Raw genomic sequence first — 19,910 nt, 5'->3', positions numbered from 1 at the left:
GGTCGCGCGCTCAACGATCCGGTCCTCCATTGGGGCGGGAAACGCACTCTCGCGACCAAATTGCGAAATCGAGTCAGGAGACGGGCGTAATCCGTTGTTTTTGGGCTTGTTTTTGCGCATGCGCCGTCTGCCGCACCCCGAAAATACGCTTTGATCGATCAACGGAAATTGGAAAGAGCCAGCTTGCAGCCAGCACACAACAATACCGTCATCGAAGCCAGTAAGCTTGGGCTTACCTTCCAGACCAATGACGGGCCCGTCAGGGCGCTTTCGGATGTCGACCTCTCCATCGGCAAGGGGGAGTTCGTTTCCTTCATCGGCCCGTCGGGATGCGGCAAGACCACCTTCCTGCGCGTGATCGCCGACCTTGAAAGGCCGACCTCGGGCACGATTTCCATCAACGGCATGACGCCGCAGCAGGCGCGCGAGGCGCGCGCCTATGGCTACGTGTTCCAGGCCGCGGCGCTGTTCCCATGGCGCAGCATCGAGAACAATGTCGCGCTGCCGCTGGAGATCATGGGCATATCCAGCAGCGAGCGGAAGGCGCGCATCAGGCGCACGCTCGACCTCGTCAACCTGTCCGGCTTCGAGAAGAAATATCCGTGGCAACTCTCGGGCGGCATGCAGCAGCGCGCCTCTATTGCCCGCGCGCTCGCCTTCGATGCCGACCTGCTCCTGATGGACGAGCCCTTCGGCGCGCTCGACGAGATCGTGCGCGACCACCTCAACGAGCAGCTTCTGAAGCTGTGGGACCAGACCAACAAGACGATCTGTTTCGTCACCCACTCCATCCCGGAGGCGGTCTATCTCTCCACCCGCATCGTGGTGATGTCGCCGCGCCCGGGCCGCGTGACCGACGTGATCGAGTCCACCCTTCCGCGGGAGCGCCCGCTCGACATCCGCGAAACGCCCGAGTTCCTGGCCATCGCTGCGCGCGTGCGCGACGGCCTGCGCGCGGGGCACAGCTATGACTGACACAGCTATGCTAAATTCCCCTCCCCCTTGTGGGGAGGGGTTAGGGGTGGGGGTGCTTCTCATGCCAACTGGCATTCGACCTGCCGCTATTCGCCGCGCCAGGCGGCTGCGGCGCAACATGACCGAAGGTGAACGTAAGCTCTGGTCGGAACTGAGGGAATTTCGTCGACTTTACGGCATTCACGTTCGTCGGCAGGCTCCCATTGGTCCGTATGTTGTTGATTTCGTGATCCACGAACGACACCTCGTCATCGAGGTCGACGGTGAACATCACTTCACGACCACTGGCCTCGTTCGCGATCGCATACGTGATGAATGGTTCGCAGCCCAAGGCTACAATACATTGAGGTTCAACACCGGCGAACTGTCTGACTCTTTTGAAGGGTGCGTCGTAGAGATCCTGCACGAGCTTGGCCTCTTTCCGGAGGCGGAAAATACCCCCACCCCTAACCCCTCCCCACAAGGGGGAGGGGAACGAATGCCCTGCCGTCGTGACAAGACTTTCTCCGTCAACACGACAGTGGAGAGGGTAGCCGCGCAGCGGCCGGGCGAGGAGGACATCTCAACCAAGGGGGCCAAGGAATGACCATGGCCTCGAATGTCCTCGCGCAATCCCCGGAAAAACAGGCCGGCATTCTTTCGCGCATCGTTTCCGGCAGCGTCTTTCCGGTGCTGTCGATCCTCTTCGGGCTGGTGGTGCTCTGGTACGTCTTCGCCGTCGTCATGAATGCACCGTTCCAGCGCGATCTCGACCGGCGCGCCGGCGAAGCGCCCGGCTTCGTTGAATTCGTCGGCAAGACGCTGTCGCAGCCCAAGCCGACGCTGCCGGCGCCGCACCAGGTGGCTTCGAACTTCTTCGAAAACACCTTCATGCGGAAGATCACCAGCAACCGCAGCCTGGTCTATCACGCCTGGGTGACGCTCTCCTCCACCATGCTCGGCTTTGCCTTCGGCACCGCGCTTGGCATCATGATCGCGGTCGGCATCGTGCATTTCGTGGCGCTCGACCGCAGCCTGATGCCCTGGATCATCGCGTCCCAGACCATTCCCATCCTGGCGATCGCGCCGATGGTGGTGGTGGTGTTCGCGGCCATTGGCATCACCGGCCTGGTGCCAAAGGCGCTGATCTCGACCTATCTGTCGTTCTTCCCCGTGGCCGTGGGCATGGTGAAGGGCCTGCGCTCGCCGGAGATCATGCATCTCGACCTCATGCACACCTATAACGCCAGCGCCTCGCAAACCTTCTGGAAGCTGCGTGTGCCGGCCTCGGTGCCGTATCTCTTCGCCTCGATGAAGGTGGCGGTCGCGGCAAGCCTTGTCGGCGCCATCGTTGCCGAACTGCCCACGGGTGCGGTGGCCGGCATCGGCGCCAAGCTCTTGGCCGGCTCCTACTACAGCCAGACCATCGACATCTGGTCCGCGCTCGTGGCCGGGTCGATCGTCGCGGTGCTGCTTGTCACCCTGGTGGGCGTTGCCGGGCGCATTGTCGAGCGTTCTATGGGCGGGAGGCCGGCATGAGCGGGTTCAGGATTTCCTGGCAGGCGGCGCTGGCGATCATCGTCTGCGCGATTGCCGCCGCGAAGCTGCCCATTGCTGGCGTCGAGGGCGCTGAACCGTTCGGCTCCGGCACAACAGCGGCGATTTTCGTGCTGATCGGCGCGGCGGCTCTGCTGTCCATGTTGCCGCTGTCGGCCGCGCTTGCGGCGGCGGTCCTCTTCGTCGGCGCGCATGGAGCGGCATGGCTGCTCATTTCGGGCATCTACGGCAACGAGGGGGCGGCGCACGCCTCGTTCTTCCTGCTGGTAGGGGCGGCCTGGCTGCTGGCATGGCGCTGCGTGACCGTGCTTTCGGCAATGCGGCCGGCAGACCGCACCGCCAACACGCTGCTCCGGTTGCTGATCCCGACCATCTTCGGCGCGTGGATCCTCATCATCTGGGAGACGGTGACGCGCGGGGCGGGCATTCCCTTCGTGCTGCTGCCGCCGCCCAGCGCGGTCGCCGCCCGCTTCGCCAATTCGCTGCCGGTGCTGTGGGCGGACGTCAACCAGACCATCTTCCACGCCGTGATCTTCGGCTACATCATGGGCTGCGGCGCGGGCTTCGTCGTCGCCATCCTCGCCGACCGCGTAGATTTCCTGCGGCGCGGGCTCTTGCCCATCGGCAACATGGTCTCCGCGCTGCCGATCATCGGCGTCGCGCCCATCATGGTGATGTGGTTCGGTTTCGACTGGCATTCGAAGGCGGCGGTGGTGGTCATCATGACCTTCTTTCCCATGCTGGTGAACATGGTAGCCGGGCTTGCCGCCTCCGGCCACATGGAGCGCGACCTGATGCGCACCTATGCGTCGGGCTACTGGCAGACGCTGCGGAAGCTGCGCCTGCCGGCGGCCGCGCCCTTCATCTTCAACGCATTGAAGATCAACTCGACGCTGGCGCTCATCGGCGCCATCGTCGCCGAGTTCTTCGGCACGCCGGTGGTGGGCATGGGCTTCCGCATCTCCACCGAGGTCGGGCGCATGAACGTCGACATGGTCTGGGCCGAGATCGCGGTTGCGGCCCTTGCGGGTTCAATATTCTATGGCGTGGTTGCCCTTGCGGAAAGGGTCGTCACGTTTTGGCATCCGTCTGTCCGTGGTGGGTAGGCGAACTTCAGAGGGTGTAAAAATGAAGAAACTGATTGTTTCCATGCTTGCCGGCGCCATGTCGCTGGCGGCTGCCCAGGCCTGGGCGGCCGACAAGGTGACCCTGCAGTTGAAGTGGGTGGCGCAAGGGCAGTTCGGGGGCTACTTCGTCGCCAAGGACAAGGGCTTCTATGAAGAGGAAGGCCTCGACGTCGACATCAAGCCCGGCGGGCCGGACATCGCGCCCGAGCAGGTGATCGCCGGCGGCGGCGCCGACGTCATCGTGACCTGGATGGCGGCTGGCCTGTCGGCGCGCGACAAGGGCGTGCCGCTGGTGAACATCGCCCAGCCCTATGCGAAGTCCGGCCTTGAACTGATCTGCCCGAAGGATGGCCCGGTCAAGTCCGAGGCAGACTTCAAGGGCCACACGCTCGGTGTCTGGTTCTTCGGCAACGAGTACCCGTTCTACGCCTGGATGCACAAGCTTGGCTATTCCACCGAAGGCGGGCCGGACGGCGTGACGGTTCTGAAGCAGAGCTTCGACGTGCAGCCGCTGGTGCAGAAGCAGGCCGACTGCATCTCGGTCATGACCTACAACGAATACTGGCAGGCCATCGACGCCGGCTTCAAGCCTGAAGATCTCATCGTCTTCAATTACTCGGAACTGGGCAACGACCTGCTCGAAGACGGCCTCTACGTCATGCAGGACAAGCTCCAGGACCCGGCCTTCCAGGACAAGATGGTGCGTTTCGTTCGTGCTTCGATGAAAGGCTGGAAGTATGCGGTGGAGCATCCGGATGAGGCCGCCGAGGCGGTGATGGATGCCGGCGGGCAGGACGAGAACCATCAGAAGCGCATGATGGGCGAGGTGGCCAAACTGATCGGCGACGGCAAGCTCGACAAGGCTCTGTACGAACGCACCGTGAAGGCGCTGCTCGACCAGAAGATCATCACCAAGGAGCCGGAAGGCGCCTACACCACCGAGATCACCGACAAGGCGCTCTAAGCGCGCTCAGTGCCGCCGCAGCCTGGCTGGCGGCGGGTGGATGACAGGGCCGGCAGACGGCCAGCTGGCCTCGCGTGGGGCACGGAAAAAGGGGCGGGCAACCGCCCCTTTTTCTTGGCAGTGCGGCAACCTTCAGGCACCGCTGCCGTTAGAGCAGCCATACCGGAAGCGCTGTTCGCCTTCTCTGGGGGCGCTTCTGGAAACCACGGGAGGAAGTGAAATGAAGCACTTCAACTACACGCCCCTGCTTGCGGGCCTTGCCATCGCCATTCTGGCGGCATCGCCCGTTTTGGCAAAGGAGATGAAGTTCTCAGCCAAGATGGACGGCTCGCATGAAGTTCCGCCCACCGACACCAAAGGCTCGGGCATCGTGCATGCGACCTACGACCCCAGCACGAAGACGCTTAGCTGGACGCTGGAATATAAGGGCCTGACCGGCGAGGCCACTGCAGCGCATTTCCATGGCCCGGCGGCGCCTGGCGAAAATGCCGATGTGGCGGTGCCGCTGCCCGACGCGGCCAGCGGTTCCAAGGGTTCCGCCACGCTCACGGACGAGCAGGCAGCCGATCTTGATTCTGGCAAATACTACGTCAACGTTCATACGGAAAAATACCCCGACGGCGAAATTCGCGGTCAGGTGGAGAAGGCAGGCAAATAGCCGGCTGCTTCAAGCCAGGCAGGGCCCGGACTGACACTTCGGCTCATCGGGCTTCAAATGAAGAGGGCGCCAGCGGCGCCCTCTTGTGATTTTCTCAGCGCTTTTCGCGGATGTCGGTCAGCGTGCGCGCGGGCGTGATCGCTTCCGGATCGAGCTTGATTTCGATGATCGCAGGCTTTCCGCTGGCATTGGCGCGCTCGAAGGCGGGCGCGAAGGCATCCGTCGTCTCCACCGTCTCGCCATGGCCGCCATAGGCGCGGGCAAGTGCGGCGAAGTCGGGGTTGCGCAGGTCGGTTCCCTCGACGCGGCCGGGGTATTCGCGCTCCTGGTGCATGCGGATCGTGCCGTAGATGCCGTTGTTCACGACCACGACAATGATCGGCAGGTCGTACTGCACGGCGGTGGCGAATTCCTGACCGTTCATCAGGAAGCAGCCGTCGCCGGCAAACGCAACCACTGTGCGCTCGGGGAAAGTGGCCTTGGCGGCGACCGCCGCTGGCGTGCCGTAGCCCATCGAGCCCGAGGTCGGCGCCCCTTGCGTGGCGAAGCGGCGGAAGCGGTGGAAGCGATGCACCCAGGTGGCGTAGTTGCCCGCGCCATTGGTGAGGATCGCGTCCTCAGGCAGAACGCTTTCCAGATAGTCCATGATCGGGCCCATCTGCACCGCGCCGGGGCCGGTTTTCGGCGGCGTCGACCAGGCAAGATAGCTTTCGTGCAGCGCGGCCGTGTCGTCGGCCCATGCAGGCGTATTGCCCGGCTTGCGGGCGGCGAAGGCTTCCGCAAACGCGGCCGGCGAGGCGTTGATGGCGACCGTGGGGCGGTAGACGCGGCCGAGCTCGCCCGAATCCGGATGCACATGCACCAGCGTCTGGTCCGGATAGGGGCTCTTCATCAGCGTGTAGTCGGACGAGGGCATTTCGCCGAAGCGGCCACCGACCAGCAGGATGAGATCCGCCTCCTTTATGCGGGTGGCGAGCTTGGGATTGATGCCGATGCCCACGTCGCCGGCATAATTCGGATGCAGGTGATCGAAAAGCATCTGGCGGCGGAACGAACAGCCGACCGGCAGAGACCAGGCTTCGGCAATGGCGCGGAAATCGGCCACCGCTTTCTCGTCCCAGCGCGAGCCGCCAAGAATGGCGAAGGGCCGCTTGGCGCCGGCAAGCAGCCTTTCCAGCTCGGCCAGCTCCGCTTCGCCCGGACGTGCTTCTACCGGCGTGAAGGGCAGGGCTTGCGGTGCCTCGACCAGCGAGGTCAGCATGTCTTCCGGCAGCGAGATCACCACCGGGCCGGGGCGGCCGGAAGTGGCCACCGAGAAGGCGCGGGTGAGAATTTCGGGAATGCGCGCCGCGTCGTCGATCTCGGTCGCCCATTTGGCGATGGGGCCGAAGAAGGCGCGGTAGTCGACCTCCTGGAACGCCTCCCGCTCCTTGGCGTGGCTGGCGACCTGGCCGATGAACATGATGAGCGGGATGGAATCCTGCCTGGCGATGTGGATGCCGGGCGAGGCATTGGTGGCGCCGGGCCCGCGCGTGACGAAGCAGATGCCGGGCTTGCCCGTGAGCCGGCCGGCGCAGTCGGCCATCATCGCAGCGCCGCCTTCCTGGCGGCAGACGATGGTCTGGATGGGCGAGTCATGCAGCGCGTCCAGCACAGCGAGGTAGGACTCGCCCGGCACGCAATAGACACGCTCGACGCCATTGGCCTCGAGTGCTTCGACGATCAGCTTGCCGCCGGTTATCATGATCCCGTTTTCTCCAGTTCCCTGAGTATCTCTTCTGTGTGCTCGCCAAGGCGCGGCGAGGGCCGTTCGTAAGTCAGCGGTGTTTCGGAAAGCACCATCGGCGCGCGCACCGAAGGCAGCATGTTGCCGTGGCCGTCGTCGAGGTCGAGACGCATGCCGCGCGCGATGACCTGCGGGTCGGCGAAGGCCTGGCCGATATTGTTGATCGGGCTTGCCGGCACGTGCGACTTTTCCAGCGCGTCCAGAAGCGGCGCGCGCTCGAAGGCGGCAAGGGCCGCCACGATCTTCTCGCGCAGCGTCACGCGGTTGGCCACGCGCGCCGAATTGGTGGCGTAGAGCGGATCGTCGGCCAGTTCCTCGAGGCCAATGACGGCGCAGAATTTCCGGAACTGTCCGTCATTGCCGACAGCGAGGATGAAGTGGCCATCCTTCACCGGCAGTACCTCATAGGGTGCGATGTTGGGGTGGGCATTGCCCATCTGCACCGGCGGCACGCCGGAGACCAGATAATTCAGGTTCTGGTTGGCGAGCACCGAAACCTGCGCGTCGAACAGCGCCATGTCGATGTGCTGGCCCTGGCCGGTGGCTTCGGCGTGGCGAAGTGCTGCCTGGATCGCGATCACCGAATAGAGGCCGGTGAAGATGTCGGTGACGGCCACGCCAACCTTCTGCGGCTCGCCGCCGGCAGGCCCGGTGATCGACATCAGGCCCGACATGCCCTGCACGATGAAGTCGTAGCCCGCGCGCGGCGCGTAGGGGCCGTCCTGGCCGAAGCCGGTGATCGAGCAATAGACGAGCTTCGGATTGATTGCGCGCAGGCTCTCATAGTCGAGCCCGTATTTCTTCAGGCCGCCGAGCTTGAAATTCTCGATCAGCACGTCGGCGGTGGCAACGAGCTTGCGGATGGTCTCCGCGCCTTCCGGTGTCGAAAAATCGATGGCGATGGAGCGCTTGCCGCGATTGCAGGAATGGTAATAGGCGGCCGAAAGGTTCTCGCCGTCATGGCCTTCCACAAAGGGCGGGCCCCATTTGCGGGTGTCGTCGCCGCCGTTCGGGCTCTCGACCTTGATAACGTCGGCGCCCAGATCGGCCAGCAACTGCCCGGCCCAGGGCCCGGCGAGAATGCGGGCAAGCTCGATGACCCGGATGCCGTGAAGTGGAGGATTAGCCATGAAACGCCCTGGAGAGAATTGAGGGGATGCAGATGCTCTAGCAACATTCGGCCCGGCGTGTCACGGGCGATGCGCTGTGCCAGCTTTCGGTTGGGCTCAATTTGCCACAGTTCGTTCCGCCCAGTCGGCGAATTGCGCCATGATGATGTGGCGATTCACCTCGTTCAAGCTTTCGTGGCGGGTATCGGCGTAAACCTTTGCAAACAGATTCGAAAACCCTTGCCGGTCGAGTCGGATCGCGAGATCGGTGATGGCCTTGCCGCCATTGGTTGCCGGGTCCTTCTGGCCGCCCACGAGGTGGAAGGGAAGGTCGCGGCGAAGCCCGGCGAAGTTGCGGTCATCGGCGCCGTAGAAGATCATCTCGAAAACGTCCTGCCACATCGACACCGAGGCATCCCAGCCGCAGAGCGGGTCGGCGACATATTTGTCGACCTCGGCCTCGTCGCGCGACAGCCAGTCGAAGTCGGTGCGGTGGTTTGGCACCTTCTTCGCCCAGTCCTGGAAGGTCAGTTTTGGCAGGATGCGCGACGGCACGTCGGAGCCCATGCGGAAGCGCTCATAGGCCAGCAGGGCCTGCGCCAGCCGGCCGAGCATGCCGGCGGAGAAATTGGCGTTCCAGATCGCGGCGGCGCGCACGCCTTCGGGGTAGCGCAGCAGATAGTTCAGCGCAACGACGCCGCCCATCGAGTGGCCGAACACGATGACGGGCTGGCCGGGGGTTTCCTCCGCGATCAGCCGATGGATGGCGGCGACATCTGCGATCACGTTTGCCACGCTGTCCGTTGCTCCGAACACGCCGCGCGGCGCATCCGGCGCGGAGGAAAAGCCATGGCCGCGATGGTCGTGGGCGTAAACGTGGAAGCCGCGCCCGGCGAGGAAGTCGGCGAAACGCGCATAGCGCGCGGCGTGCTCGGCCAGGCCATGATTGATCTGGACCACGCCCAACGGCCGTCCCTCGGCGCGGCGCGTATAGAGGTTGATCTTCGCGCCGGTCGGCGACTGGAAAAGCAATTGTCTGTCGAACGGCATGGCCTTCTTCCCCCAGCCGACTGTGGCGATGGCCGGGGAGGGCGTCAAGGGAGGCATGCCTTACGGGCTGGCTGTCAGGAGGCGGCCGGGCCGCTCTTGTGTGTCACGAGGCTGCCCATATACTGCGCTGACTTCCGTCTCGGCTCGGAGACTTTCGCCGCGTTTTCACGAAAGCGCCACCGCCAACCGCACCGCAAGTCGTCGCCATGCAGCCGATCATTTCCGTCTCGAACCTGTCCAAGACCTATGCGTCCGGCTTCCAGGCGCTGAAGAACATCAATCTCGATATTCGGCGGGGCGAAATCTTCGCGCTGCTCGGCCCCAACGGCGCCGGCAAGACCACGCTGATCAGCATCATCTGCGGCATCGTCAATCCGTCCGAGGGCAGGGTGCTGGCCGACGGCCACGACATCGTCAGGGACTTCCGCGCCGCCCGCTCGCGCATTGGCCTGGTGCCGCAGGAGCTGGCGACTGACGCGTTCGAGACCGTCTGGAACACCGTCAGCTTCAGCCGCGGCCTGTTCGGCAAGCCGCGAAACCCGGCCCACATCGAGAAGGTGCTGAAGGAGCTCTCACTCTGGGACAAGAGAAACAACCAGATCATCACGCTTTCCGGCGGCATGAAGCGCCGCGTCATGATCGCCAAGGCGCTTTCGCATGAGCCGCAGATCCTGTTCCTCGACGAGCCGACGGCAGGCGTCGACGTCGAGCTTCGCCGCGACATGTGGGAGGTGGTGCGCGCGCTGCGTGACACCGGCGTCACCATCATCCTCACCACGCATTACATCGAGGAGGCCGAGCAGATGGCCGACCGGGTGGGCGTCATCAGCCATGGCGAGATCATCTTGGTCGAGGAGAAGGCCGAGCTCATGCGCAAGCTCGGCCGCAAACAGCTCACGCTGCAGCTCCAGGGCCAGCTCGAGCGGGTGCCGCCAGCGCTGGCCAACCACGGGCTGGAGCTGGCCGATGGCGGGCACGAGCTCGTCTACACCTATGACACGCAGGGCGAGCGAACCGGCATCACCTCGCTGCTCAAGGACCTCAACGATGCTGGCATCCGGTTCAAGGACCTGCAGACCCGGCAGAGTTCGCTGGAAGACATCTTCGTCAATCTGGTGAGGGAACGGCGATGAATTTTTACGCGATCCGCGCGATCTACCTGTTCGAAATGTCGCGCACCTGGCGCACGCTTTTGCAAAGCATCGTCTCGCCGGTCATCTCCACCTCGCTCTATTTCGTGGTCTTCGGCGCCGCCATCGGCTCGCGCATCAGCGAGATCAACGGGATCAGCTACGGCGCCTTCATCGTGCCGGGCCTCATCATGCTCTCGCTGCTTACGCAAAGTATCTCCAACGCCTCCTTCGGCATCTATTTCCCGAAATTCGTCGGCACGATCTACGAGATCCTCTCGGCGCCGGTGTCCTATCTGGAGATCGTCATCGCCTATGTCGGTGCGGCGGCCTCAAAATCCACGATCCTCGGCCTGATCATCCTGGCAACCGCCTCGCTGTTCGTGCCGCTGCACATCGAGCACCCGTTCTGGATGGTTCTGTTCCTGGTGCTGACGGCAGTGACCTTCAGCCTGTTCGGCTTCATCATCGGCATCTGGGCCGACAATTTCGAGAAGCTGCAACTGGTGCCGCTGCTCATCGTCACCCCGCTGACCTTCCTTGGCGGCAGCTTCTATTCCATCGAGATGCTGCCACCGTTCTGGCAGAAGGTCACGCTGTTCAACCCGGTGGTTTATCTGGTCAGCGGCTTCCGCTGGAGCTTCTTCGGCATCGCCGACGTGAATGTCGGCATCAGCCTAGGCATGACGCTGGTGTTTCTTGCCATCTGCCTGACAACGGTGTGGTGGATTTTCAGGACCGGCTGGCGGATCAAGGCGTAGCTTGCTCGCCACCCTTGAGGCCGCGAGATCGGGGGCGTCCCATTGCCTCAGCAGGCCGGAAAAGCCGAAAGCATTTGCCGTTTGGGCCCGTATCGCCTACATAGCGCTCAACCTGAAGAACCCAATCCTCACAATCGATTCATGGGATAAGCGCGCGTGGCACGCCAGTTCATCTATCACATGGCCGGGCTGAACAAGGCCTATGGCACCAAGAAAGTCCTCGAAAACATCCACCTGTCCTTCTACCCCGACGCCAAGATCGGCATCCTGGGCCCCAACGGCGCCGGTAAGTCGACGATCCTCAAGATCATGGCGGGCATAGACAAGGAATACACCGGCGAAGCCTGGCTCGCCGAGGGCGCGACCGTCGGCTACCTCGCGCAGGAGCCGCATCTCGACCCGACCAAGACCGTGTTCGAAAACGTCATGGACGGCGTGAAGAAGAAGACGGCCATCATCGAGCGCTACAACGAGCTGATGATGAACTACTCCGACGAGACTGCCGATGAATCGGCGCATCTCCAGGACGAGATGGACCGCCTGAACCTGTGGGATCTCGAACAGCAGGTCGAGATGGCGATGGAGGCGCTGGCCTGTCCGCCCAAGGACGCCGACGTGACCAACCTTTCGGGCGGTGAGCGCCGCCGCGTGGCGCTGTGCCGTCTGCTGCTCGAAGAGCCCGACCTGCTGCTGCTCGACGAACCGACCAACCACCTCGACGCCGAGACCACGGCCTGGCTTGAAAAGCACCTGCGCGCCTACAAGGGCTCGGTGCTGCTCATCACCCACGACCGCTACTTCCTCGACAATGTCACCGGCTGGATCCTTGAGCTCGACCGTGGTCGCGGCATCCCCTACGAGGGCAACTACACCGCCTATCTGGAAGCCAAGGCCAAGCGTCTCAAGCAGGAAGGCCGCGAGGACGATGCCCGCCAGCGCGCCATCAGCCGCGAGCGCGAGTGGATCGCGTCTTCGCCCAAGGCGCGCCAGACCAAGTCCAAAGCCCGTATCAAGGCCTTCGAGGATCTGCTGGAGGCCGCCGACAGCCGCCGCCCGAGCGACACGCAGATCGTCATCCCGCATAGCGAGCGCCTCGGCAATGTGGTCATCGAGGTCGATGGCATCAGCAAGGGCTTCGGCGACGAGCTGCTGATCGATGACCTGTCCTTCAAGTTGCCGCCCGGCGGCATCGTCGGCGTCATCGGCCCGAACGGCGCCGGCAAGACCACGCTGTTCAAGATGATCACCGGACAGGAAAAGCCCGATTCCGGCACCATCCGCGTCGGCGAGACCGTCAAGCTCGGCTATGTCGACCAGAGCCGCGACGCGCTCGACCCGAACAAGACCGTCTGGGAAGAGATTTCCGGCGGCGCCGAAGTGGTCAAGCTCGGCAAGTTCGAGGCCAACACGCGCGCCTACTGCTCGTCGTTCAACTTCCGCGGCGGCGACCAGCAGCAGAAGGTCGGCAACCTCTCCGGCGGCCAGCGCAACCGCGTGCACCTGGCCAAGATGCTGAAGACCGGCGGCAACGTGCTGCTGCTCGACGAACCGACCAACGACCTCGACACCGAGACGCTGGCGGCACTTGAGGACGCGCTGGAAAACTACGCCGGCTGCGCCGTCATCATCTCGCACGATCGTATGTTCCTCGACCGTCTGGCCACGCACATCCTGGCCTTCGAGGGCGATAGCCATGTGGAGTGGTTCGAGGGCAACTTCGAGGACTACGAGAAGGACAAGGTCCGTCGTCTCGGGCCCGATGCGCTGACCCCGCACCGGATGACCTACAAGCGCCTCACCCGCTAAGGCGGTTTCACCAGCGCCCCGCCCACAAAGGCGGGGCGTTTCGTTTGGAGGTTTGCGCGATGAAAGACTGGTCCGCCTCGCAATATCTGAAGTTCGAGGACGAGCGCACGCGCCCGGCGCGGGACCTGCTGGCGCAGATTCCGCTCGACGCGCCGCGTCATGTGGTCGACATCGGCTGCGGGCCGGGCAACTCCACTGAGCTTCTTGCCGCACGCTGGCCCGGCGCAAAAATCTCCGGCTTCGACACCTCGCCGGCGATGATCGAGGAGGCGAAGAAGCGGCTGCCTTCGCTCGATTTCCGCATCGCCGATGCCGAAAGCTGGACGCCGGACGAGCCGGTCGACGTCATCTTCGCCAACGCCGTGTTCCAGTGGCTGCCCGATCATCAGGCGGTTCTGGCGCGCCTGCTGAGCCTGCTTGCGCCGGGCGGCTTTCTTGCCGTGCAGATGCCCGACAATATCGGCGAACCCTCGCATGTGGCCATGCGCGAGACGGCCGCCGCCATGCCGTTTGCCGAAAGGATCGCCGGCGCGGCGCGGGCGCCGCTGCCGGCGGTCTCCTCCTATTACGACCTCCTGGCGCCGCTTTCGGCTCGGCTCGACATCTGGCACACGATCTACAATCACCCGCTGGCCGATGCTTCCGCGATCGTGGAATGGGTGAAGGGAACCGGGCTGAAGCCTTTTGTCGATCCGCTCGAGGAGAACGAGAGGCAGGCGTTTCTGGAAGCCTACACCGCGCGCATCGCCGTGGCCTATCCGCCAGCGGCAAACGGCAAGGTGCTGCTGCCCTTCCCGCGCCTGTTCATCGTGGCCCAGCGAAACTAGGCATCAACCTGCTTGGCGCGGCAAGTTAATCTGGCGTAAACTGCCGCACTGCAACAATATTGGCTGACGATCTTGAAGACGTGCGCACAAAGATCGTTGAGGGAATGCGCACGGGACAATCAAAAGCATGCATCGCGTAATCATCAGCGGCATCGGCGTCGAAATCCCCGAGGCTTCCATTACCAATGAAGAGCTGGTCGCAAGCTTCAACAGCTGGGTCGATTTCGAAAATTCTGACCGTGCCGCGCGGGGACTGGAGCTGCTTTCGAAATCGGATGCCGATTTCATCGTCCAGGCCTCGGGCGTGAAGAAGCGGCATGTGATCGAACGCGAGGGCATTCTGGATCCGGCCCGCATGGCGCCACGCATTCCCGCCCGTGCCGACGAGGAGCTTTCGCTCGAAGCCGAGTTCGGCATCGCCTCGGCGCGCAAGGCGCTGGCCCATGCCGGCGTGGAGCCTGGCGAGGTCGATCTTGTCATCTGCTCGGCCTCGCACCACCAGCGGCCCTATCCGGCGATTGCCATCGAGATGCAGCAGGCCATGGGCACGCAAGGCGCGGGCTTCGACATGGGGCTTGGCTGCTCCTCCGCCGCCGCAGGGCTGCACGTGGCCGCCGGCCTGGTGCGCTCCGGCGTGCAGAAGCGGGTGCTGGTCTCGACGCCGGAGATCATTACCGGGCATCTGAACTTTCGCGACCGCCAGACGCATTTCATCTTCGGCGATGCCTCCGCCTCCATGGTCGTGGAAGCGATCGGCGAAGACGAGGTGCGCCCCGGCTGCTTCGAGGTGCTGGACACGCGGCTTTGGACGCATCTTTCCAGCAACATCCGCACAAATCTCGGCTATCTCACCCGCACGGCCCAGGACGATCCCTACATGATCGAGCTTGAGGGCAACATGATCAAGCAGGTGGGCAACCGGGTGTTCAAGGATGTCACCGTGGCCGGCCACCGCTTCATCGTCGACTTCCTGGCCGAGCACGGCCAGACGCCCGACGACATCCGCCGCTTCTGGCTGCATCAGGCCAATGCGCGCATGAACGCCATGATCCTCAAGCTCTCCTTCGGCCACGAGGTCGGCCACGATCGCGCGCCAATGGTGCTGGAGCGGCTGGGCAACACGGCAGGCGCCGGCGCGGTTATTGCGCTTGAGGAAAACCATGCCGACATGAAGCCCGGCGACTACGGTCTGCTCTGCGCCTTCGGCGCCGGCTATTCCATCGGCGGCGCGCTGCTCAGGATGATGTAGGGGCCTCGAGGGGCCCTGCGCTCGGCACCTCGCTCCGCTAGCAGGTGATCGCATAGGGCACGACTTACCCCCACTCCGCCTCGCTTCGCTCGGCACCTCTCCCCCTCAAAAGGGGAGAGGAAGGGCGCCAGGCTCGCGGACGGCGTTTCCTCTCCCCCGTCGAGCGGGGGAGAGGTGGTTTGCGAAGCAAACCGGAGTGGGGGTCGAATTCTATGTGCCGATCGTCCTGCTCTTGCCGGCGAGGGCGCATTTTAACGGGCGCAATCACTCTAGCCGTTCGCCACCAATCATCTTCGCTCATCCACCGATCAGGCTTTTTGGCTGGACGCGGGGCGGTCGGGGCGGCATGTTCGCGCCGAATCCCGAGGACATCCCATGCTCGACCTGCTGACACCTGCCCAAGACATCGAAATCCTGCCCGCCCGCAAGCTCGCCGCCAGGGTGGCCGGCGTCTACATCGCCGAGAACGATGACTTCGAAACGCGCGCGACCGAGGCGCTGGAGCTGGATTTCCGGGGCATCCTCAATGACTATCATGCCGGACACACGCGCCGCTCTGGCGGGCGCGAGCCTTGGTATCCGCGCGGCACCGAGATGCGCAACGAGCGCCAGCTCTCCATCCTCGCGCCGGACGAACTGGCCCTGGCGGCGCACGGGATGGGCCTTGCCGAGATCAAGCCGGAATGGATCGGCGCCAATCTCGTCCTCGACGGCCTGCCCCACCTTTCCATGTTGCCGTCCGGCACGCTGCTGTTCTTCAAGGGCGGCGTGACGCTGAAGGTAGACTCGCAGAACGGCCCGTGCCGCATCGCCGGCCGCCGCATCGCCGAGCGCGCCGACATGGCCGACCTCGATGCCGGGGCGCTGCTGTTCCCCAAGGTGGCAAAACGCCTGCGCGGGCTTGTCGCCTGGGTGGAAAAGCCCGGCCGCATCGAAACCGGCGAGGAGGTCTCGGTGCGCGTGCCCGAACAGTGGCTCTATCGGGCGTGAGCCCGGCGCCGCACCGCGCGCTCGCGCCTCAAGGATAGCGCACGGGGCTCGACCACGCCGGGTCTTCGTGCCTTTGCCAGTAGAGACCCTTCAGGCGCTTGGTCATCGGGCCGACCTTGCCGTCGGCTATCGCCACGCCATCGATCCTTGTCACCGGCATGATGCCGCCGGCGGTTGACGTGATGAATACCTCGTCGGCCCCGCGCAGGGCCCCGACGCTGACGGCCGTGGCGGCAGCTTCGATCCCCAATTCCGCGCAGAGGTCGAATACGGTGCGCCGCGTGATGCCCGGCAGCACGCCGGCCGCGGGCGTCGCAAGCCGGCCGTCCTTCACGGTGAACACGTTGAAGCCGGGGCCCTCGGCGACATTGCCATCGAAATCGAGCAGCAGCGCCGTCTCGGCGTTGTTGTCATAGGCGTCATAAAGGCCGCGCACGAGATCGAGCCAGTGATAGTTCTTGATCGCCGGGTCGACCGACGCCGGCGGAATGCGCACTCGGTGGCTGATGGCCACATGCAGGCCGCGCTCCATCTGCTCGGCATTGGCGACCGAGCCGAGGGGAATGGCAAACGCCATGAAGCGGTTCACCGCATCGCGTGGGTCGCGGCTGAAGGTGGGCGAGGCGCCGCGCGTGCACAGCATCTCGACATAGGCCGAGCGGTGGCCGGAAAGCGCGACGCAGTTGTGCAGGATCTCGGCCACGGCGTCCCGGTCGTAGGGGATGCTCATGCGCAGCCGCTCCAGCCCGCCGAAGAAGCGCTCGATATGCAGGTCGAGGCGGAAGAAGCGGCCGTTCCACACATGCACCGTGTCGTAGGTGGCATCGGAGTGCAGGAAGCCGTAATCCAGCACCGAGACCTTGGCCTCCGACATCGGCACATACTGGCCGTCGAGATAGGCGACGCCGCTTGGATAGCTGTGCGGGTCCACATGGCGGCTGCCAACTTCCGGCAGCGCAGAAACCTGTCGGTCCATTTCCGTCCTCCTCTGTTTTGGCCCGATGCTGTCGGGCGAGGAGGGATCAGGCCATATTCCATCGGCCACGGACTATGGGGCCAGCCGAGGCCCGGAAAAACCTATTCTTCCTCCTCGTCCGGGTCGAGCAGGCGCGTCGCGCGCCAGCCGGTCAGCACGCCATTGACCTGGTCGATGACGAAGAAGCGTGCGGAGTCGCGGTCATAGCCTTCCTCCAGCAGCTTCTCATAGTCGGTGTGCTGGTGGCGCACATGCGCCACCGTCGCCAGCCACACGGCGATTGACGGCGGCAGGGTCTTCAGGTGCGGCGCGCCGGCGTCGGCGCGGATGCGCTCGGTGTCGGCATAGGGCGCCATCGGCAGCAGCGCCGTCAGCGCCTTGGCGATGGCGCGCTGGCGGCGGGTGGAGGGTTTCATTGGCAGGACCGCTCGAACACCGCGTCGGGATAGGCGTCGACGTTCGGGATATATGGCTTCAGGTCTATGACAGGGGTTCCGTCGAGCACGTCGATCGCCTCCAGCGTGAGCACGCCGGCCTCGATGTCCAGCCCGACCATGCGCACGACATGCAGGCCCACGGGGTTCGGCCGGGCCGGCGAGCGCAACGCGAAAACGCCTCTGGCTTCGGAGGCATGGCGCGGCTTCTGGATAATCAGATTGCGCGGCGCGTGCTGCAGCCAGGTCAGGATCACGACATGGCTGGCGCGGTCGAGCCCTGCCAGCCCCGGCCGGTAGGGCGCGTCGATCTCGATTGTCGCGCCGCCGCCCTTTTCGCGCGCCGCGCCCATGTTCTTCGGGCAGTCCTCGCGCGTGGTCCAGGGCGAGCGGATGCGGCCGATGAACACGATGTGGTCGTCTCCCGACATTGCGGCGGGGTCCTCGGGCAGCGCCTGCTCGCCCTCGCGTGTTTCGAACATGCCCATTTTTCCGACCATCCTGCTGTTGAGCCGCCTTTGCCGTTGCAAAACGGATCGACATCACATAAAGATATGTTTATGTCTTTCTGCAAGGGGCCAGCATGCGTGTAACCCTCGATATTCTCGTTGATACATTGAAGGCGGCGGCCGAATCCAGCCGCCTGCGCATTCTGGCGCTGTTGTCGCACGGCGATCTCACCGTGTCCGACCTTACCGAAATCCTCAACCAGTCGCAGCCGCGCGTTTCGCGCCACCTGAAGCTGCTGCTGGAGGCGGGGCTGATCGAGCGCTATCAGGAAGGTTCCTGGGCGTTCTTTCGGGTCACGGATTCCGATGGCGGCCGCGAATTCGTGCAAGGGCTGGTCTCGCGCGTGCATGACGGCGACCCGCAGATCGAGCGCGACCTGGAGCGGCTGGCCGCCGTGAAGCGGCGGCGGCAGGAGAGGGCGCGCGAATATTTCAACGAGAACGCCGCGAGCTGGGACGAGATCCGCTCGCTGCACGTGCCCGACAAGGCGGTGGAGACCGCGCTGCTGAAGCTGGTCGGCAAGCGCCCGTTCCAGACCATGCTCGACCTTGGCACCGGCACCGGGCGCCTGCTGGAGATCTTCGCGCCGCTCTACCGGCGCGGCATCGGCATCGACATGTCGCGCGAGATGCTGACGGTGGCACGCGCCAATCTCGACAAGGCCGGCATTTCCAATGCGCAGGTGCGGCTGGGCGATATCTATGCGCCGCCGGTCGAGCGCGATTCCTTCGACCTCATTACCATTCACCAGGTGCTGCACTATCTAGATGATCCGGCACTGGCGATCCGCGAGGCCGCGCGGCTGCTGAGGCCCGCCGGCCGGCTGGTGATCGTCGATTTCGCTGCGCACGCGCTGGAATTCCTACGCGAGGAGCATGCGCATATGCGGCTCGGCTTCTCCGACCGCCAGATCGCCGACTGGTTCACCGAGGCCGGGCTCGACCTGGAGGAGACCCAGGATTTCGAACCGCGCGGCGGCGCGGAAGCCAAGCTCACCGTCAAACTCTGGCTCGGCCGAGATCGCCGCCTGCTGATTGCCGATCCTACCCCAAGTACCGCAAGGGAAACTGCCTGATGAACAATTTCGGATTTTCGCGTCGACCGGGTATAGGGGGCAAGATCAGCGTTTCCTTCGAATTCTTCCCCCCGAAGACCGAGGAGATGGAGGCGCGGCTGTGGGATACGGTGACGCGGCTTGAGCCGCTGCAGCCGGAATTCGTCTCGGTGACCTATGGCGCCGGCGGCTCGACGCGCGAGCGCACGGCGCGCACCGTCAGGCGCATCCTGACCGAGACGACGCTGACGCCCGCCGCGCACCTGACCTGCGTCGATGCCGTGCGCGGCGAGATCGACAAGGTCATCGGCGAATTCGTCGAGATGGGTGTGACCCGCTTCGTGGCATTGCGCGGCGACCCGGTGGAAGGCGTGGGGGCGTGCTACCGGCCGCATCCGGGCGGCTATGCCAATGGTGCCGAACTGGTGGGCGCGCTGAAGAGCGTCGGCGATTTCGACATCTCGGTCTCGGCCTATCCCGAAAAGCACCCCGAGAGCCCCGATTTTGCCACCGACATCGACATGCTGAAGCGCAAGGTCGACAATGGCGCCACGCGCGCCATCACCCAGTTCTTCTTCGACAACGATCTCTATGAACGCTACGTCGAGCGTGTGCGCCGGGCCGGCATCTACATTCCCATCGTGCCGGGCGTGCTGCCGGTGCACAACTTCGCGCAGGTGGCCAATTTCTCGGCGCGCGCTGGCGCGCATGTGCCGGCGTGGCTGGTCGAACGCTTCGACGGGCTGCAGAGCGACCCGCAGACCCATGCGCTGGTGGCCGCGGCGGTGGCGGCCGAGCAGGTGCTGGACCTAGTGGAACGCGGCGTGGACGACTTCCACTTCTACACCATGAACCGGGCAGAACTTTCTCTGGCCATATGCCATATGATCGGCATTCGCGCCCAGGCGCCGGCGGTTGTTCCAAGTTCGGCCGCGGCCTGAGGGCTGTCGTCGCGAAGCCTCAAAAGG

20 protein-coding genes are annotated in these 19,910 nt (G+C 64.3%); 14 read left to right on the top strand and 6 right to left on the bottom strand.

The annotated features are described in order from the left end of the window. The first annotated feature begins 183 nt into the window (after positions 1–183). From ABLE86_RS02925 to ABLE86_RS02900, 6 genes are read left to right on the top strand one after another with little or no spacing between them, the layout of a single operon-like run. Positions 184–975 carry an ABC transporter ATP-binding protein gene (locus tag ABLE86_RS02925; protein WP_348777405.1) on the top strand — a complete coding sequence of 264 codons (792 nt, stop codon included), beginning with the start codon at positions 184–186 and terminating at the stop codon, positions 973–975. Next, positions 968–1,561 carry an endonuclease domain-containing protein gene (locus tag ABLE86_RS02920; protein WP_348777404.1) on the top strand — a complete coding sequence of 198 codons (594 nt, stop codon included), beginning with the start codon at positions 968–970 and terminating at the stop codon, positions 1,559–1,561. The genes ABLE86_RS02925 and ABLE86_RS02920 overlap by 8 nt, the downstream gene beginning before the upstream one ends. Further along, positions 1,558–2,493, top strand: a complete 936-nt coding sequence (locus tag ABLE86_RS02915) for an ABC transporter permease (protein ID WP_348777403.1) — start codon at positions 1,558–1,560, stop codon at positions 2,491–2,493. Before ABLE86_RS02920 ends, ABLE86_RS02915 begins: the two co-directional genes overlap by 4 nt. Beyond that, entirely contained in the window at positions 2,490–3,617 is a 1,128-nt protein-coding gene (locus ABLE86_RS02910) for an ABC transporter permease (protein WP_348777402.1), read from the top strand. The genes ABLE86_RS02915 and ABLE86_RS02910 overlap by 4 nt, the downstream gene beginning before the upstream one ends. Before the next feature lie 22 nt (positions 3,618–3,639). Continuing rightward, positions 3,640–4,602 carry an ABC transporter substrate-binding protein gene (locus ABLE86_RS02905; RefSeq protein WP_348777401.1) on the top strand — a complete coding sequence of 321 codons (963 nt, stop codon included), beginning with the start codon at positions 3,640–3,642 and terminating at the stop codon, positions 4,600–4,602. A 40-nt stretch (positions 4,603–4,642) separates the two neighbouring features. After that, positions 4,643–5,260, top strand: a complete 618-nt coding sequence (locus tag ABLE86_RS02900; protein WP_348777400.1) for a CHRD domain-containing protein — start codon at positions 4,643–4,645, stop codon at positions 5,258–5,260. A 94-nt stretch (positions 5,261–5,354) separates the two neighbouring features. Here the strand turns inward: ABLE86_RS02900 and ABLE86_RS02895 are convergent, their stop codons facing one another. The 3 genes from ABLE86_RS02895 to ABLE86_RS02885 form a co-directional block, all read right to left on the bottom strand. Beyond that, positions 5,355–7,004: a thiamine pyrophosphate-binding protein gene (locus ABLE86_RS02895; protein WP_348777399.1), complete on the bottom strand. Its 1,650-nt coding sequence runs from the start codon at positions 7,002–7,004 to the stop codon at positions 5,355–5,357. Continuing rightward, positions 7,001–8,176: a CaiB/BaiF CoA-transferase family protein gene (locus tag ABLE86_RS02890; protein ID WP_348777398.1), complete on the bottom strand. Its 1,176-nt coding sequence runs from the start codon at positions 8,174–8,176 to the stop codon at positions 7,001–7,003. The genes ABLE86_RS02895 and ABLE86_RS02890 overlap by 4 nt, the downstream gene beginning before the upstream one ends. Positions 8,177–8,272: 96 nt before the next feature. Then, a complete protein-coding gene (locus tag ABLE86_RS02885; RefSeq protein WP_348777397.1) occupies positions 8,273–9,205 on the bottom strand; it encodes an alpha/beta hydrolase in 933 nt (310 codons plus the stop codon). Between the two features lie 206 nt (positions 9,206–9,411). Between ABLE86_RS02885 and ABLE86_RS02880 the strand changes: the two genes are divergently transcribed. The 6 genes from ABLE86_RS02880 to ABLE86_RS02855 all read left to right on the top strand — a co-directional run bounded on the left by ABLE86_RS02880 (position 9,412) and on the right by ABLE86_RS02855 (position 15,968). After that, entirely contained in the window at positions 9,412–10,338 is a 927-nt protein-coding gene (locus ABLE86_RS02880; protein ID WP_348777396.1) for an ABC transporter ATP-binding protein, read from the top strand. After that, a complete protein-coding gene (locus ABLE86_RS02875) occupies positions 10,335–11,096 on the top strand; it encodes an ABC transporter permease (protein WP_348777395.1) in 762 nt (253 codons plus the stop codon). The genes ABLE86_RS02880 and ABLE86_RS02875 overlap by 4 nt, the downstream gene beginning before the upstream one ends. Positions 11,097–11,252: 156 nt before the next feature. Then, positions 11,253–12,902, top strand: coding sequence for an energy-dependent translational throttle protein EttA (ettA, locus tag ABLE86_RS02870; RefSeq protein WP_348777394.1), 1,650 nt, complete (start codon positions 11,253–11,255; stop codon positions 12,900–12,902). Between the two features lie 59 nt (positions 12,903–12,961). Beyond that, positions 12,962–13,729 carry a trans-aconitate 2-methyltransferase gene (gene tam / locus ABLE86_RS02865; protein WP_348777393.1) on the top strand — a complete coding sequence of 256 codons (768 nt, stop codon included), beginning with the start codon at positions 12,962–12,964 and terminating at the stop codon, positions 13,727–13,729. A 127-nt stretch (positions 13,730–13,856) separates the two neighbouring features. After that, positions 13,857–14,978, top strand: coding sequence for a beta-ketoacyl-ACP synthase III (locus ABLE86_RS02860; protein ID WP_348777392.1), 1,122 nt, complete (start codon positions 13,857–13,859; stop codon positions 14,976–14,978). 375 nt (positions 14,979–15,353) lie between these two features. Continuing rightward, on the top strand, positions 15,354–15,968 hold the full coding sequence (locus tag ABLE86_RS02855) for a molybdenum cofactor sulfurase (RefSeq protein ID WP_348777391.1): 615 nt from the start codon (positions 15,354–15,356) through the stop codon (positions 15,966–15,968). 28 nt (positions 15,969–15,996) lie between these two features. On the opposite strand, the gene ABLE86_RS02850 is transcribed toward ABLE86_RS02855, so the two are convergent. The 3 genes from ABLE86_RS02850 to tsaA form a co-directional block, all read right to left on the bottom strand. Then, entirely contained in the window at positions 15,997–16,944 is a 948-nt protein-coding gene (locus ABLE86_RS02850; protein ID WP_348777390.1) for a D-amino acid aminotransferase, read from the bottom strand. Between the two features lie 101 nt (positions 16,945–17,045). Then, positions 17,046–17,360 (bottom strand): DUF2293 domain-containing protein, encoded by a 315-nt coding sequence (locus ABLE86_RS02845; RefSeq protein WP_348777389.1) that lies wholly within the window; start codon positions 17,358–17,360, stop codon positions 17,046–17,048. Beyond that, positions 17,357–17,860, bottom strand: a complete 504-nt coding sequence (gene tsaA / locus ABLE86_RS02840) for a tRNA (N6-threonylcarbamoyladenosine(37)-N6)-methyltransferase TrmO (protein ID WP_348777388.1) — start codon at positions 17,858–17,860, stop codon at positions 17,357–17,359. The genes ABLE86_RS02845 and tsaA overlap by 4 nt, the downstream gene beginning before the upstream one ends. 101 nt (positions 17,861–17,961) lie before the next feature. Here tsaA and ABLE86_RS02835 point away from each other — a divergent pair, with 101 nt between their 5' ends. Further along, positions 17,962–18,963 (top strand): metalloregulator ArsR/SmtB family transcription factor, encoded by a 1,002-nt coding sequence (locus ABLE86_RS02835; RefSeq protein WP_348777387.1) that lies wholly within the window; start codon positions 17,962–17,964, stop codon positions 18,961–18,963. Further along, on the top strand, positions 18,963–19,883 hold the full coding sequence (gene metF / locus ABLE86_RS02830; protein ID WP_348777386.1) for a methylenetetrahydrofolate reductase [NAD(P)H]: 921 nt from the start codon (positions 18,963–18,965) through the stop codon (positions 19,881–19,883). Before ABLE86_RS02835 ends, metF begins: the two co-directional genes overlap by 1 nt. The last annotated feature ends 27 nt before the right edge of the window (positions 19,884–19,910 follow it).

The sequence above is a fragment of the Mesorhizobium sp. KR2-14 genome (assembly GCF_040049255.1).
In the GTDB taxonomy this organism is placed as follows: Bacteria; Pseudomonadota; Alphaproteobacteria; order Rhizobiales; family Rhizobiaceae; genus Pseudaminobacter.
The sequence above is the reverse complement of the archived record's forward strand: the minus strand, read 5'-3'. Positions and strand labels throughout refer to the sequence as shown.

Excerpts from the sequence above, each read along its gene's own strand:
- ABLE86_RS02855 (WP_348777391.1), top strand. The coding sequence starts at position 15,354 with ATGCTCGACCTGCTGACACCTGCCCAAGACATCGAAATCCTGCCCGCC.
- ABLE86_RS02880 (WP_348777396.1), top strand. The coding sequence starts at position 9,412 with ATGCAGCCGATCATTTCCGTCTCGAACCTGTCCAAGACCTATGCGTCC.
- ABLE86_RS02885 (WP_348777397.1), bottom strand. The coding sequence starts at position 9,205 with ATGCCGTTCGACAGACAATTGCTTTTCCAGTCGCCGACCGGCGCGAAG.
- ABLE86_RS02895 (WP_348777399.1), bottom strand. The coding sequence starts at position 7,004 with ATGATAACCGGCGGCAAGCTGATCGTCGAAGCACTCGAGGCCAATGGC.
- ABLE86_RS02890 (WP_348777398.1), bottom strand. The coding sequence starts at position 8,176 with ATGGCTAATCCTCCACTTCACGGCATCCGGGTCATCGAGCTTGCCCGC.
- ABLE86_RS02835 (WP_348777387.1), top strand. The coding sequence starts at position 17,962 with ATGCGTGTAACCCTCGATATTCTCGTTGATACATTGAAGGCGGCGGCC.
- ABLE86_RS02920 (WP_348777404.1), top strand. The coding sequence starts at position 968 with ATGACTGACACAGCTATGCTAAATTCCCCTCCCCCTTGTGGGGAGGGG.
- tam (WP_348777393.1), top strand. The coding sequence starts at position 12,962 with ATGAAAGACTGGTCCGCCTCGCAATATCTGAAGTTCGAGGACGAGCGC.
- ABLE86_RS02905 (WP_348777401.1), top strand. The coding sequence starts at position 3,640 with ATGAAGAAACTGATTGTTTCCATGCTTGCCGGCGCCATGTCGCTGGCG.
- ABLE86_RS02845 (WP_348777389.1), bottom strand. The coding sequence starts at position 17,360 with ATGAAACCCTCCACCCGCCGCCAGCGCGCCATCGCCAAGGCGCTGACG.
- ABLE86_RS02850 (WP_348777390.1), bottom strand. The coding sequence starts at position 16,944 with ATGGACCGACAGGTTTCTGCGCTGCCGGAAGTTGGCAGCCGCCATGTG.
- ABLE86_RS02915 (WP_348777403.1), top strand. The coding sequence starts at position 1,558 with ATGACCATGGCCTCGAATGTCCTCGCGCAATCCCCGGAAAAACAGGCC.
- ABLE86_RS02875 (WP_348777395.1), top strand. The coding sequence starts at position 10,335 with ATGAATTTTTACGCGATCCGCGCGATCTACCTGTTCGAAATGTCGCGC.
- tsaA (WP_348777388.1), bottom strand. The coding sequence starts at position 17,860 with ATGTTCGAAACACGCGAGGGCGAGCAGGCGCTGCCCGAGGACCCCGCC.
- ABLE86_RS02900 (WP_348777400.1), top strand. The coding sequence starts at position 4,643 with ATGACAGGGCCGGCAGACGGCCAGCTGGCCTCGCGTGGGGCACGGAAA.
- ABLE86_RS02910 (WP_348777402.1), top strand. The coding sequence starts at position 2,490 with ATGAGCGGGTTCAGGATTTCCTGGCAGGCGGCGCTGGCGATCATCGTC.
- metF (WP_348777386.1), top strand. The coding sequence starts at position 18,963 with ATGAACAATTTCGGATTTTCGCGTCGACCGGGTATAGGGGGCAAGATC.
- ABLE86_RS02860 (WP_348777392.1), top strand. The coding sequence starts at position 13,857 with ATGCATCGCGTAATCATCAGCGGCATCGGCGTCGAAATCCCCGAGGCT.